Raw genomic sequence first — 13,924 nt, 5'->3', positions numbered from 1 at the left:
GAAGGAGCCAGTGCATGTTCGAATCCGCAGAAATCGGTCACAGCATCGACAAGGAAACCTACGACGCAGAAGTGCCTGCCTTGCGCGAAGCGCTACTTGAGGCGCAATACGAACTCAAACAGCAGGCGCGGTTCCCGGTAATCGTGCTGATCAATGGCATCGAAGGCGCCGGCAAGGGCGAAACGGTCAAGCTGCTCAACGAGTGGATGGACCCGCGCATGATCGACGTGCTCACCTTCGACCAGCAGACCGATGAAGAACTGGCCCGGCCACCGGCCTGGCGTTACTGGCGAGCGTTGCCACCCAAAGGGCGGATGGGCGTGTTCTTCGGCAACTGGTACAGCCAGATGCTGCAGGGGCGGGTCCATGGCCAGTTCAAGGACGCCGTGCTCGACCAGGCCATCACCGGTGCCGAACGGCTTGAGCAGATGCTCTGTGACGAAGGCGCACTGATCATCAAGTTCTGGTTCCACCTGTCCAAGAAGCAGATGAAGGCGCGCCTGAAATCGCTCAAGGACGACCCGTTGCACAGCTGGAAGATCAGCCCGCTGGACTGGCAGCAGTCGGAAACCTACGACCGTTTCGTGCGCTTCGGCGAACGCGTGCTGCGCCGCACCAGCCGCGATTACGCGCCGTGGCATATCGTCGAAGGCGTCGACCCGAACTACCGCAGCCTGGCGGTGGGGCGCATCCTGCTGGAAAGCCTGCAGGCGGCGCTGGCCAATAACCCCAAGGGCAAGCACCAGGGCAACGTCGCTCCGCTGGGCCGGAGCATCGATCAGCGCAGCCTGCTCGGTGCCCTGGACCTGAGCGTGCGCCTGGACAAGCAAGACTATCAGGAGCAGCTGGTCACCGAGCAAGCCCGCCTGGCCGGCCTGCTGCGCGACAAGCGCATGCGCCGGCATGCCCTGGTGGCGGTTTTCGAAGGCAACGATGCTGCCGGCAAGGGCGGCGCCATCCGCCGCGTGGCGGCCGCGCTGGACCCGCGCCAGTACCGCATCGTGCCGATTGCCGCGCCCACCGAAGAAGAGCGTGCGCAGCCTTACCTGTGGCGGTTCTGGCGGCACATCCCGGCGCGCGGCAAGTTCACCATCTTCGACCGCTCCTGGTACGGCCGGGTGCTGGTGGAGCGGGTGGAGGGCTTCTGCACTCCGGCCGACTGGATGCGTGCCTACAGCGAAATCAATGACTTCGAAGAGCAATTGGTCAATGCCGGCGTGGTGGTGGTCAAGTTCTGGCTGGCAATCGACCAGCAGACCCAGCTGGAGCGCTTCGAGGAGCGCGAGCAGATCCCGTTCAAGCGCTACAAGATCACCGAAGACGACTGGCGCAACCGCGACAAGTGGGATGATTACACCCAGGCCGTGGGCGACATGGTCGACCGCACCAGCAGCGAGATCGCACCGTGGACGCTGGTCGAAGCCAACGACAAGCGCTGGGCGCGGGTGAAGGTGCTGCGCACGATCAACCAAGCCCTGGAGGCAGCTTTCGCCAAGGACAAGAAATAGCCAGTCATGCCGCCGAGGAATGACCCGATGAATTTATTTCCCGGCATTTTCCTCCGGCTCGGAGCTCCAAGCCCTTAGAATTCGGTTACCCCCACCAAGGGCACATTCGAGGACTGTATGCACACAACTTCCGGCCGTTGGGGTTACGGCCTGTTTCTGGCACTGCTGACCGCGCTGCTCTGGGGCATCCTGCCGATCAAGCTCAAGCAGGTGCTGCAGGTGGTCGACCCGATGACCGTCACCTGGTATCGCCTGCTGGTTTCCGGCGGCGTGCTGTTCGCCTGGCTGGCCGCCCAGCGGCGCCTGCCGTCGCTGCGCAAGCTGGTGCCCAAGGGCAAGGCCCTGATCGTGGTCGCCGTGTTCGGGCTGATGGGCAACTATGTGCTGTACCTGATCGGCCTGAAGCTGCTGAGCCCGGGCACTGCCCAGCTGGTGGTGCAGATCGGCCCGGTGTTGTTGCTGGTGGCCAGCGTGTTCGTGTTCAAGGAGCGCTTCAGCCTGGGGCAGGGCATTGGCCTGCTGGTGCTGCTGGGCGGTTTCGGCCTGTTCTTCAATCAGCGCCTGGAAGAGCTGCTGACCTCGCTGGGCACCTACACCACGGGTGTCCTGACCATTCTCCTGGCCACCAGCATCTGGGTGTTCTATGCCCTGAGCCAGAAGCAGTTGCTGACGGTGTGGCATTCGCAGCAGGTGATGATGGTCATCTACCTGAGTTGTGCGGCCCTGTTGACGCCTTGGGTGCATCCGCTGGAGGCGCTGCAATTGAGCCCGGTGCAGGGGTGGCTGTTGCTGGCTTGTTGCCTGAATACCCTGGTGGCCTATGGCGCGTTTGCCGAGGCGTTGGCGCATTGGGAGGCGTCACGGGTGAGCGCCACGCTGGCGCTGACACCGCTGGTGACCTTTGTCGCGGTGGCGCTGGCTGCCGTGGTGTGGCCTGAGTACGTGCACGCCGAAGACATCAATACCCTGGGCTATATAGGCGCGGTGACGGTGGTGGCGGGTTCGAGCCTGGTGGCGCTGGGGCCTTCGCTGGTGGCCGGGTGGCGGGCCAGAAGGGCACGCCTGGCATAGGATTGCGCGCTCTTTGTAGGAGCGGCCTTGCGTCGCGAAAGGGCCGCGAAGCGGCCCCAGGATTTCAGCAGCGCTGCCGAAATTGCTGGGGCCGCTCTGCGGCCCTTTCGCGACACAAGGCCGCTCCTACAGGTTTCGCGCTATTCCTGGAATCGGCTGTTCAGCCCTTGCCACCGGGCGCCAGCATGTTCTCCGGCCTCACCCACTGGTCGAACTGCTCGTTGGTCAGGTACTTCAACTCCAGCGCCGCTTCGCGCAAGGTCTTGCCCTCGCTGTAGGCCTTCTTGGCAATCTCCGCCGCCTTGTCATAGCCAATGTGTGGGTTCAGCGCCGTTACCAGCATCAGGCCGCGCTCCAGGTGCGCCGCCATCTGCTCTGCATCCGGCTCGATGCCGGCCACGCAATGCTGCTGGAAGTTGCGACAGCCATCGGCCAGCAGCTCGATCGACTGCAGCAGGTTGTGGATGATCACCGGCTTGAACACGTTCAGCTGCAAGTGACCCTGGCTGGCGGCAAAGCCGATTGCCGCGTCGTTGCCCAATACCTGGCAGGCCAGCATCGACAGCGCCTCGCACTGGGTCGGGTTGACCTTGCCGGGCATGATCGAGCTGCCCGGCTCGTTGGCCGGCAGGCGCACTTCGGCCAGCCCGGCCCGCGGGCCGGAACCGAGCAGGCGCAGGTCGTTGGCGATCTTCATCAGCGCCACCGCCAGGGTCTTCAGCGCACCGGCCAGGCTGGTCAGCGGCTCATGGCCGGCGAGGGCGGCGAACTTGTTGGGGGCAGTGATGAAGGGCAGGCCAGAGAGGGCGGCCAGCTCGGCGGCCACGGCCTCGGCAAAACCATGCGGGGCGTTCAGCCCGGTGCCGACGGCGGTGCCACCCTGCGCCAGCTCGCACACCGCCGGCAAGGTGGCGCGGATGGCGCGCTGGGCGTAGTCGAGCTGGGCGACGAAGGCCGACACCTCTTGGCCGAAGGTGATCGGTGTGGCATCCATCATGTGCGTGCGGCCGGTCTTGACCAGCTTGCTGTGGCGCGCCGACAACTCGGCCAGGCCCGACGACAGCTCGGCGATCGCCGGCAGCAGCTTGTCGTGTACCGCCTGGGCAGCGGCGATGTGCATGGCGGTGGGGAAGCAGTCGTTGGAACTCTGCGAGCGGTTGACGTGATCGTTGGGGTGGACTGGCGCCTTGCCGCCGCGGCCTTTGCCCGCCAGCTCGTTGGCGCGCCCGGCGATCACCTCGTTGACGTTCATGTTGCTCTGGGTGCCGCTGCCGGTCTGCCAGACGACCAGCGGGAACTGGTCGTCATGCTCGCCATCGAGCACTTCATCGGCGGCTTGTTCGATCAGCCGGGCGATGTCGGCAGGCAGGTCGCCGTTGCGGTCGTTGACCCGCGCGGCGGCTTTCTTGATCAGTGCTAGGGCGTGCAGCACCGCGAGCGGCATGCGTTCCTTGCCAATGGCAAAGTTGATCAGCGAGCGCTGGGTCTGTGCGCCCCAGTAGGCGTCCTCAGGAACTTCGACCGGGCCCAGGCTGTCTGTCTCGATACGGCTCATGCTGCGTTCACTCCTTGTCAGTCAGAATCAGCAGTTTAGGCCCTCATGCGTGCGAGCGGTTCATTCGCTCGTCGTGCCACTTGAGCGCTGCGCCCCTGCGGGAGCAGAATGCTCTACTCTGAGGTACCGCCTCCCCTCCTGAAGGAAATGCAATGACCCGTCTCCGTGTCCTCTGTGCTGCCGTCGCCCTGGCCTGTGCCAGCGGCCAGGTACTCGCTGCCACCGCCAGCCACAATGCTGCCGCCGAGAAATTCCTGACCCTGGCCAATGCCGACAAGCTGGGCACTCCGGTGTACATGCAGGTCCAGCAGATGTTCGCCCAGCGTTTCGCCCAGACCAAGGCCCCGGCCTCCAAGCAGCCGGTGCTCGAGAGCTACCAGGCCAAGGCCAACGCTGCCCTGGACAACGCCATCGGCTGGAACAAGCTGAAGCCGAAGATGGTCGACCTGTACACCCAGACCTTCACCGAGCAAGAGCTCAAGGACCTGGTCAAGTTCTACGAGTCGCCGCTGGGCAAGAAAGTCCTGCGTGAAATGCCCAAGGTCACCCAGCAGTCGGCCCAGCTGACCCAGACCAGCCTGGAACCGGCGGTGCCTGTGGTCAACAAGCTGCTCGACGACATGACCAAGGAGCTGGACCCGAACGCTGGCAAGGCCGCCGCCCCGGCCAAGAAGTGAGTAGCACCCGATGAGCATGCAGCAACGCATCGAGCAGCAACTGGCCGCGCTGGCCCCGCAACACCTTGAAGTGCACAACGAAAGCCACATGCACAGCCGTGGCCAGGAAACCCACTACAAGGCGGTGATCGTCAGCGAGCAGTTCGCCGGGCTCAACAGCGTCAAGCGCCACCAGAAGGTCTACGCCACCATGGGTGAGCTGATGGGCGAGATCCACGCCCTGGCGATCCACACCTACACGGCCGAAGAGTGGGCCAAGGTGGGCGCAGCACCGGCTTCGCCGGTGTGTGCTGGCGGCGGGCACTGAATCCTTTCCGTCGTTCTGGTACAATCCTGCAAAATCCGGGGGCCGCTTTGCGGCCCTTTCGCGACACAAGGCCACTCCTGCAGGAATTCGCATTCCCCTGTAGGAGCGGCCTTGTGTCGCGAAAGGGGCGCAAGGCGCCCCCATGTTTTTTTTAGGTCAAACCCGGTCCGCCCCTTACGAGGGCAACCACTGGAGAGTCTGTTACATGTCCCAAGCTATCGTCGTGGCGGCGCTGTACAAGTTCGTCACCCTGGAAGATTACGTCGAGCTGCGTGAACCGCTGCTCAAGACCATGCTCGACAACGGCGTCAAAGGCACCTTGCTGCTGGCCCACGAAGGCATCAACGGCACCGTTTCGGCCACTCGCGAGGGCATCGACGGCTTGCTCGCCTGGCTGCGCAACGACCCGCGCCTGGCCGATGTCGACCACAAGGAATCCTACTGCGACGAGCAGCCGTTCTACCGCACCAAGGTCAAGCTCAAGAAAGAGATCGTCACCCTCGGCGTGCCGGGTGTCGACCCGAACCAGGCCGTCGGCACCTATGTCGAGCCCAAGGACTGGAACGCCCTGATCAGCGACCCGGAAGTGCTGCTGATCGACACCCGCAACGACTACGAAGTGGCCATCGGCACCTTCAAGGGCGCCATCGACCCGAAGACCGAGACCTTCCGCGAGTTCCCCGAGTACATCAAGGCCAACTTCGACCCAAGCAAGCACAAGAAGGTCGCGATGTTCTGCACCGGCGGCATCCGTTGCGAAAAAGCGTCCAGCTACATGCTCGGTGAAGGCTTCGAGGAGGTCTATCATCTTAAGGGTGGCATCCTGAAATACTTCGAGGAAGTGCCTCAGGAAGAGAGCCTCTGGGACGGCGACTGCTTCGTCTTCGACAACCGCGTCACGGTGCGCCATGACCTGAGCGAGGGCGAGTACGACCAGTGCCATGCCTGCCGCCACCCGGTCGATGCCAAGGACCGCGAGTCGGAGCACTATTCGCCAGGCGTGAGCTGCCCGCATTGCTGGGACACCCTGAGCGAAAAGACCCGCCGCAGCGCCATCGATCGGCAGAAGCAGATCGAGCTGGCCAAGGCTCGCAATCAGCCGCACCCGATTGGTTACAACTACAAAGCCGAGGCTTGAACCATGACCGCCCGCCTGATCTATGTGATGGACCCGATGTGCTCCTGGTGCTGGGGTTTCGCACCTGTGGCTGCGGCCCTGATCGCACAGGCCGCCGAGGCGGGCGTCAGCACGCGGCTGGTGCCGGGCGGGCTGCGCACGGGCGGCAGCGCGTTGGACGGCTCGACCCGCAAGTACATCCTCGAGCACTGGCAGGCGGTGGCCGAAGCCACCGGGCAGCCGTTCCGTTTCGACGGCGCCATGCCTGACGGCTTCGTCTACGACACCGAGCCGGCCTGCCGCGCCCTGGTCACTGCCCGCGAGCTGGACGCCGAACGTGTCTGGCCGCTGCTGGCGCTGATCCAGCGTTCGTTCTACGAGCAGGGCGTGGATGTCACCCGCGCGCCGCAACTGGTCGAGCTGGCCGAACAGGCCGGCTTCGACCGCGAGCGCTTCGCCCAGCAGTTCACCAGCCATGATATTCGCGCCGCCACCAGCGCCGATTTCAGCTGGGTACAGGACCTTGGCATCGCCGGCTTCCCGACCCTGCTAGCTGAGCGCAACGGCCAGCTGGCGTTGCTGACCAATGGCTACCAGCCGCTGGGCAGCCTGCAACCGCTGCTTGGCCGCTGGCTACAGCAGGCCGTCTGTGCTTGATCTGCCAGGGTCGCACGACCCTGTGCCAGGGAAGCCCGCCGCTGTGTCCGATCGCCTGAGCTGGGCGGAAATCCGGCGCCTGGCCCTGCATCACAAGAAAAACCTCTGGGCCGCCAACCTGGTCGCCGTACTGGCAGCCTGCTGCGCGGTGCCGATCCCGTTGCTGTTGCCGTTGCTGGTTGACGAAGTGCTGCTGGGCCACGGCGATGCCGCGCTGAAATGGATGAACCAGCTGCTACCGAGCGCCTGGCAAGTGGCGGCCGGCTACATCGGCCTGATGCTGGTGGCCACGTTGTGCCTGCGCCTGGCGGCGCTGGCCTTCAACGTGGTGCAGGCCAAGCTGTTCGCCGGTTTGGCCAAGGACATCGTCTACCGCCTGCGCATTCGCCTGATCGAGCGCCTCAAGCGCATCTCGCTGAAGGAATATGAAAGCCTGGGCAGCGGCACCGTGACCACGCACCTGGTCACCGACCTGGATACCCTCGACAAGTTTGTCGGCGAGACCTTGAGCCGCTTCCTGGTGGCCATGCTGACCCTCACCGGCACGGCGGCGATCCTGATCTGGATGCACTGGAAACTGGCGTTGCTGATCCTGTTGTTCAACCCGCTGGTGATCTACTTCACCGTGCAGCTGGGCAAACGCGTCAAGCACCTGAAGAAACTCGAGAACGACAGCACCTCGCGTTTTACCCAGGCATTGTCGGAGACCCTGGATGCCATCCAGGAAATCCGTGCCGGCAACCGCCAGGGCTATTTCCTCGGCCGCCTTGGCCTGCGGGCCCGTGAAGTGCGCGACTATGCCGTGGAATCGCAATGGAAGAGCGATGCCAGCGGCCGCGCCAGCGGTCTGCTGTTCCAGTTCGGTATCGACATCTTCCGTGCGGCGGCGATGCTGACCGTGCTGTTTTCCGACCTGTCGATCGGCCAGATGCTGGCGGTGTTCAGCTACCTGTGGTTCATGATCGGCCCGGTGGAACAGCTGCTCAACCTGCAGTATGCCTACTACGCTGCCGGCGGTGCGCTGAGCCGGCTCAATGAGCTGCTGTCGCGGGCCGACGAGCCGCAGTACCCGGCGTCCTGTGACCCGTTCAGCGGCCGCGAGACGGTGGGTATCGAGGTGCGCGACCTGCGGTTTGCCTATGCCGACGAGCCGGTGCTGGACCAGCTGAACCTGGCCATTGCCCCCGGTGAGAAAGTGGCAATCGTCGGTGCCAGTGGTGGCGGCAAGAGTACCTTGGTGCAGTTGCTGCTGGGCCTGTACAGCGCGCAGGCCGGGACTATCCGCTTTGGCGGTGCCAGCCTGCAGGAAATCGGCCTTGAGACCCTGCGCGAGAATGTCGCGGTGGTGCTGCAGCACCCCTCGCTGTTCAACGACAGCGTGCGCGCCAACCTGACCATGGGCCGCGAATGCACTGACGAAGCGTGCTGGCAGGCACTGCGCATTGCCCAGCTGGACGCCACCATTGCCGCCTTGCCGCAAGGGCTGGACAGCGTGGTCGGCCGGTCGGGGGTGCGCCTTTCCGGTGGCCAGCGCCAGCGCCTGGCGATTGCCCGCATGGTCCTGGCCGAGCCCAAGGTGGTGATTCTCGATGAAGCCACCTCGGCGCTGGATGCTGCCACCGAGTACAACCTGCACCAGGCACTGGCGCGCTTCCTCAGCGGCCGCACCACGCTGATCATTGCCCACCGCTTGTCGGCGGTGAAGCAGGCCGACCGCGTGCTGGTATTCGACGGCGGGCATGTGGCCGAGGATGGCGACCATCAGCAGCTGATCGCCGAGGGTGGGCTGTATGCCAAGTTGTATGGGCATCTGCAACAAACCTGACGGCTTCCTATCGCCTGTGCCGGCCTCTCCGCGGGCACGCCCGCTCCCACAGGTACCGCGCTGAATCTGAAATCAGTGCAGTACCTGTGGGAGCGGGCGTGCCCGCGAAGAATCCAGCACAATCCATGAAGGTGTGAAATTCCCCTCCACTCAGATGGCAAATGGCCTACGCTGTGCTTGTCTGGGTTGATTCAAAGTCTTATCTGCTCTGCGACAGGGACTAAATGAAGGGAAATCGCACACAAGAAGCGCCTAGGTTGGCAGGTATCATCTGGCCCTTCATCGCCGTTGTCGTGTTCCAGGTGTTGCTGGGTAGCCTCAGCCTTTATGCGTTGTCGGCGGTACGTGCCTACGTCGCCGGTGAAAGCCTTTGGTCCAAGGCGCAGAAAGACGCCATCTATTACCTCAACCTGTATGCCGATGACCGCGACGAGCGTACCTATCAGCGCTATCGCCAGGTCATGACCGTGCCCCAGGGCGACCACGAACTGCGTGAACTGCTCGACCAGGCCAGCCCGGACCTGCAAGGCGCCCGTCAGGCTGTGCTGCAGGGGGGCAACCACCCGGACGATGTCGACCGGATCATCTGGTTCTACCGTAATTTTCGCCAGGTCAGCTATATGCAGACGGCGATCGATTACTGGAACATCGGCGATGATTACCTGATCAAGCTCGATATGCTGGCCAGCGACATGCACGCGGGTTTTGCTGCGGGGCAGGTCAGCGCTGCCCAGCTCGATGACTGGAAAGCCCGCATCGTCGCGATCAACGAAGGCGTCACGCCGGCCGCCAAGGCCTTCAGCGATGCGTTGGGCGAAGGCTCGCGGATGCTGCTGCGGGTGCTGCTGGTCACCAACCTGCTGACTGCGCTGTTCCTCATCACCTTTGCCTGGCGCCGTTCGAGCAAGCTGCTGGCCCAGCGCCAGGCCTTCGCCAATGCCCTGCGGGAGGAGAAGGAGCGGGCGCAGATCACCCTCGAGGCGATTGGTGATGCGGTGATCACCGCCGATGTCGAGGGTAATATCGGCTACATGAACCCGGCTGCCGAGCAGTTGACCCACTGGCAGTCCGGGCAGGCCCTGGGGCTGCCGTTGGGGGCGTTGTTCAGCCTGCTCGACGAGCAGCAGGAGGGCGAAGGCAGCACGCTGGTCGAGCAGGTGCTCAGCGGCAGCCTCAAGGGCGGTGCTGAGCATGCCCGACTGATCCAGCGCCTGGATGGCGGCACGGTCTCGGTCAACCTGGTCGGTTCGCCGATCATCAACAACGACCAGGTGGCGGGCATCGTGCTGGTGCTGCACGACATGACCCAAGAGCGCCAGTACATCGCCAACCTGTCCTGGCAAGCCACCCATGACGCCTTGACCGGTCTGGCCAACCGTCGCGAATTCGAATACCGCCTGGAACAGGCGCTCAACAGCCTGGTGCGCCAGGCCGGGCGGCATTCGCTGATGTTCCTCGACCTCGATCAGTTCAAGCTGGTCAACGACACCAGTGGCCATGCAGCGGGTGACGAGCTGCTCAGGCACATTTGCGCGGTGCTGCAGTCAGGGCTGCGCGAAGGTGACACCTTGGCGCGCCTGGGCGGCGATGAATTTGGTGTGCTGCTGGAGAATTGCCCGCCCGAACAGTCCGAGCGCATCGCCGAGAACTTGCGCCAGGCCGTGCAGAGCCTGCACTTCGTGTGGAAGGGAAGGCCGTTCGTGACCACCGTCAGTATCGGCCTGGTGCACATCGCCCAGGTGCCGGGCACGCTGGCGGCCTCGTTGCGAGCTGCCGACATGGCCTGCTACATGGCCAAGGAAAAGGGCCGTAACCGGGTACAGGTGTACCACGCCGACGACAGTGAACTGTCCATGCGCTTTGGCGAGATGGCCTGGATCCAGCGCCTGCACGTGGCCCTGGAGGAGAACCGCTTCTGCCTCTATTGCCAGGAAATCGCCGCGCTGAAAGACATCGAGGGGCCGGGCCATATCGAGATACTGCTGCGCCTGCATGACGAAAGCGGTCGCACCATCCTTCCCGACAGTTTCATCCCGGCCGCCGAGCGCTATGGCCTGATGACGGCGCTGGACCGCTGGGTGGTGCGCAACGTGTTCCAGGTCATCCGCCAATGCCTGGATGAAGGGCGGGAGGGGCCGTTGGCGATGTGCGCGATCAACCTCTCGGGGACGAGCATCGGCGACGACAAGTTCCTCGAGTATCTGCAGCGGTTGTTCGTCGAATATGCCATTCCGCCGCGCATGGTCTGCTTCGAGATCACCGAGACCAGCGCCATCGCCAACCTGGGCAGCGCAATCCGCTTCATCAATGAATTGAAGGGGCTGGGTTGCAAGTTCTCACTGGATGACTTCTGCGCCGGGATGTCGTCATTTGCCTATTTGAAACATTTACCGGTCGACTTCTTGAAGATCGACGGAAGTTTTGTCAAAGATATGCTCGACGACCCGGTCAATCGTGCCATGGTCGAGGTGATCAATCACATCGGCCACGTCATGGGCAAGCGGACCATCGCCGAGTTCGTCGAAACACCGTTGATCGAGCAGGCCTTGCAGGAGATCGGCGTGGATTACGCCCAGGGCTATCTGATTGAACGACCGCAGGTGTTCACCTGCGACAGTCTGCAGCGCCAACGGATTGCTGCGCGGCCCTTGCTGCATCGGGCGCCAGGTACTTTTCGCTGAACACGTCCGCCAAATCACAAGGATCAAGGAGCTGAAAAGTGATTGATGCATTCGTACGTATCGGGCCCTTGATGGACCCGGCCAGCTACCCCCAGTGGGCCCAGCAACTGATCGAAGATTGCCGCGAAAGCAAGCGACGGGTGGTCGAACATGAGTTCTACCAGCGTCTGCGCGATGGCCAGCTGCGCCAGTCGACCATTCGCCAGTACCTGATCGGTGGCTGGCCGGTGGTCGAGCAGTTTTCCTTGTACATGGCCCATAACCTGACCAAGACCCGCTATGCCCGCCACCCTGGCGAAGACATGGCGCGGCGTTGGCTGATGCGTAACATCCGCGTCGAGCTCAACCATGCCGACTACTGGGTCAACTGGTGCCAGGCCCATGGCGTGCACCTGCACGAGCTGCAGGCACAGGATGTACCGCCAGAACTGAACGGGCTGAACGACTGGTGCTGGCGGGTATGCACCACCGAGTCGCTGGCGATTGCCATGGCGGCGACCAATTATGCGATCGAAGGGGCGACGGGCGAGTGGTCGGCGGTGGTCTGCGCTGCAGACACCTACGCCATGGGGTTCCCGGAAGATCAGCGCAAGCGGGCGATGAAGTGGTTGAAGATGCATGCGCAGTACGACGACGCGCACCCTTGGGAGGCGCTGGAGATCATCTGCACGCTGGCGGGCGAGAACCCGACCCTGGGGCTGCGCACCGAACTGCGCAAGGCCATCTGCAAGAGCTATGACTGCATGTACCTGTTCCTGGAACGGTGCATGCAACTGGAAGGGCGCCAGCAAGGGCGCCTGCGCCCGGCCTTGGCTGCTGGCTGAAATTTCTGGGGCCGCTTTGCGGCCCTTTCGCGACACAAGGCCGCTCCTACACCGGATCGCATTCCCCTGTAGGAGCGGCCTTGTGTCGCGAAAGGGCTGCAAGGCAGCCCCGGCAATCTCGAGCCTTACTGCGCGTTGAGCGCCTGCCCGTTCACGTCTTTGCTATCCGGCCCCATCAGGTACAGATAGACCGGCATGATCTCTTCCGGCAGCGGGTTGTTCTGCGGGTTCTCGCTCGGATACGCCTGGGCCCGCATCGCCGTGCGCGTAGCGCCGGGGTTGATGCTGTTGGCGCGCACTGGTGCCACGCCTTCCAGTTCGTCGGCCAGGGTCTGCATCAGCCCTTCGGTGGCGAACTTCGATACCCCGTAGGCACCCCAGTAGGCCCGGCCCTTGCGCCCGACGCTGCTCGAGGTGAACACCACCGAGGCATCTTCAGACAACTTGAGCAGTGGCAACAAGGTGCTGGTGAGCATGAAGGTGGCGTCGACGTTGATGTGCATCACGCGCATGAAGTTGTCGCCCGACAGCTGCTCCAGCGGCGTGCGCGGGCCGATGATCGAGGCGTTGTTGAGCAGGCCGTCGAGGCGGCCGAACTGCTCTTCGATCATTACCGCCAGCTCGTCGTACTGATGGGGCAGGGCGGTTTCCAGGTTGAATGGGATCACCACGGGCTGCGGGTGGCCGGCGGCCTCGATCTGGTCATAGACCTCGTTGAGGTTGGCCTCGGTCTTGCCCAGCAGCAGCACGGTAGCGCCCACGGCGGCATAGGCCTTGGCAGCAGCGGCGCCGATGCCGCGGCCGGCGCCGGTGACCAGGATGACGCGGCCGGCGAGCAGGCCGGGGCGGGCAGTGTAGTCGAACATTGAATATTCCCTGTGTTCGTGAGGGCGAATGCGATCCCTGTGGGAGCGGGCGTGTCGAGGCGTCGAACCGCCGCGAACACGGGCGTAGCCCGTGCCAGGCACCGGGGTGTCTGCTTCGCGGGCTTGGCCGCTCCCACAGGGTCAGCCGTCAGTCGTCATGGATCAACAGCCGCACAGGGCGCTGTCGATCACCTTGCGCAGTTCCAGCGGGTGGTCCACCACCACATCGGCGCCCCAGTTGTTCGGGTTGTCCTCTGGATGAATATAGCCGTAGCGCACCGCCGCGGTGCGGGTGCCGGCGTCGCGGCCGGACTCGATGTCGCGCAGGTCGTCGCCGACGAACAGCACGCTGGCCGGGTCCAGGTCCAGCGTCTTGCACGCGAGGATCAGCGGCTCCGGGTCGGGTTTGCTGTTCTTCACGTGGTCCGGGCAGATCAGCAGGGCCGAACGCTCGGCCAGGCCCAGTTGCTGCATGATCGGCTCGGCGAAGCGCACCGGTTTGTTGGTCACCACGCCCCACAGCAGGTTGCCCTTTTCGATGTCGGCCAGCAGCTCGCCCATGCCGTCGAACAGCTTGCTGTGCACGGCGCAGTCACGCTGGTAGCGCTCGAGGAACTCCAGGCGCAGGGCCTCGAAGCCTTCGGCCTCGGGGTCCATGGCGAAGGTGGCCGCAACCATGGCGCGGGCGCCGCCGGAAATCACGTCGCGGATCCGTTGGTCATCGATGGCCGGCAGGCCGCGCTCGGCGAGCATGGCCTGGCAAATGGCGATGAAGTCCGGCGCCGTGTCGAGCAGGGTGCCGTCCATGTCGAAGAGTACTGCTCGCAAACGCATGG

The 13,924-nt window shown here is 63.9% G+C and carries 12 protein-coding genes; 9 read left to right on the top strand and 3 right to left on the bottom strand.

Annotated features, from left to right (window positions below; translation table 11 throughout):
- The first annotated feature begins 14 nt into the window (after window positions 1-14).
- Both pap and CQW31_RS14175 read left to right on the top strand, forming a co-directional pair.
- Window positions 15-1,508, top strand: a complete 1,494-nt coding sequence (pap, locus tag CQW31_RS14180) for a polyphosphate:AMP phosphotransferase (protein WP_099814765.1) — start codon at window positions 15-17, stop codon at window positions 1,506-1,508.
- Window positions 1,509-1,625: 117 nt separating this feature from the next.
- Complete coding sequence (locus tag CQW31_RS14175) at window positions 1,626-2,579, top strand: DMT family transporter (RefSeq protein WP_099814764.1); 954 nt, start codon at window positions 1,626-1,628, stop codon at window positions 2,577-2,579.
- Between the two features lie 160 nt (window positions 2,580-2,739).
- On the opposite strand, the gene CQW31_RS14165 is transcribed toward CQW31_RS14175, so the two are convergent.
- A complete protein-coding gene (locus CQW31_RS14165) occupies window positions 2,740-4,134 on the bottom strand; it encodes a class II fumarate hydratase (RefSeq protein WP_099814762.1) in 1,395 nt (464 codons plus the stop codon).
- Between the two features lie 152 nt (window positions 4,135-4,286).
- Between CQW31_RS14165 and CQW31_RS14160 the strand changes: the two genes are divergently transcribed.
- The 7 genes from CQW31_RS14160 (at window position 4,287) to CQW31_RS14130 (ending at window position 12,222) form a co-directional block, all read left to right on the top strand.
- Window positions 4,287-4,811, top strand: coding sequence for a DUF2059 domain-containing protein (locus CQW31_RS14160; protein WP_027918170.1), 525 nt, complete (start codon window positions 4,287-4,289; stop codon window positions 4,809-4,811).
- A 10-nt stretch (window positions 4,812-4,821) separates the two neighbouring features.
- On the top strand, window positions 4,822-5,118 hold the full coding sequence (locus CQW31_RS14155; RefSeq protein WP_054886397.1) for a BolA family transcriptional regulator: 297 nt from the start codon (window positions 4,822-4,824) through the stop codon (window positions 5,116-5,118).
- Between the two features lie 205 nt (window positions 5,119-5,323).
- On the top strand, window positions 5,324-6,256 hold the full coding sequence (locus CQW31_RS14150) for a rhodanese-related sulfurtransferase (RefSeq protein ID WP_054886396.1): 933 nt from the start codon (window positions 5,324-5,326) through the stop codon (window positions 6,254-6,256).
- 3 nt (window positions 6,257-6,259) lie between these two features.
- The gene (locus tag CQW31_RS14145; RefSeq protein WP_054886395.1) at window positions 6,260-6,892 is read left to right on the top strand and encodes a DsbA family protein; all 633 of its coding nucleotides are present in this window, start codon (window positions 6,260-6,262) and stop codon (window positions 6,890-6,892) included.
- A complete protein-coding gene (locus CQW31_RS14140; RefSeq protein WP_054886394.1) occupies window positions 6,885-8,717 on the top strand; it encodes an ABC transporter ATP-binding protein in 1,833 nt (610 codons plus the stop codon). The genes CQW31_RS14145 and CQW31_RS14140 overlap by 8 nt, the downstream gene beginning before the upstream one ends.
- Before the next feature lie 224 nt (window positions 8,718-8,941).
- Window positions 8,942-11,398 carry an EAL domain-containing protein gene (locus CQW31_RS14135; RefSeq protein ID WP_099814761.1) on the top strand — a complete coding sequence of 819 codons (2,457 nt, stop codon included), beginning with the start codon at window positions 8,942-8,944 and terminating at the stop codon, window positions 11,396-11,398.
- Window positions 11,399-11,436: 38 nt separating this feature from the next.
- A complete protein-coding gene (locus tag CQW31_RS14130) occupies window positions 11,437-12,222 on the top strand; it encodes a TenA family transcriptional regulator (protein ID WP_054887176.1) in 786 nt (261 codons plus the stop codon).
- A 125-nt stretch (window positions 12,223-12,347) separates the two neighbouring features.
- Here CQW31_RS14130 and CQW31_RS14125 read toward each other — a convergent pair whose 3' ends face one another.
- Together CQW31_RS14125 and mupP are read right to left on the bottom strand one after the other, a co-directional pair.
- The gene (locus CQW31_RS14125; RefSeq protein WP_099814760.1) at window positions 12,348-13,088 is read right to left on the bottom strand and encodes a YciK family oxidoreductase; all 741 of its coding nucleotides are present in this window, start codon (window positions 13,086-13,088) and stop codon (window positions 12,348-12,350) included.
- Window positions 13,089-13,250: 162 nt separating this feature from the next.
- Window positions 13,251-13,922 carry an N-acetylmuramic acid 6-phosphate phosphatase MupP gene (gene mupP, locus CQW31_RS14120; RefSeq protein WP_054887174.1) on the bottom strand — a complete coding sequence of 224 codons (672 nt, stop codon included), beginning with the start codon at window positions 13,920-13,922 and terminating at the stop codon, window positions 13,251-13,253.
- Between the last annotated feature and the right edge of the window lie 2 nt (window positions 13,923-13,924).

Source organism: Pseudomonas sp. 382 (genome assembly GCF_002759075.1).
GTDB classification, from domain to species: domain Bacteria; phylum Pseudomonadota; class Gammaproteobacteria; order Pseudomonadales; family Pseudomonadaceae; genus Aquipseudomonas; species Aquipseudomonas vlassakiae.
The sequence above is the reverse complement of the archived record's forward strand: the minus strand, read 5'-3'. Positions and strand labels throughout refer to the sequence as shown.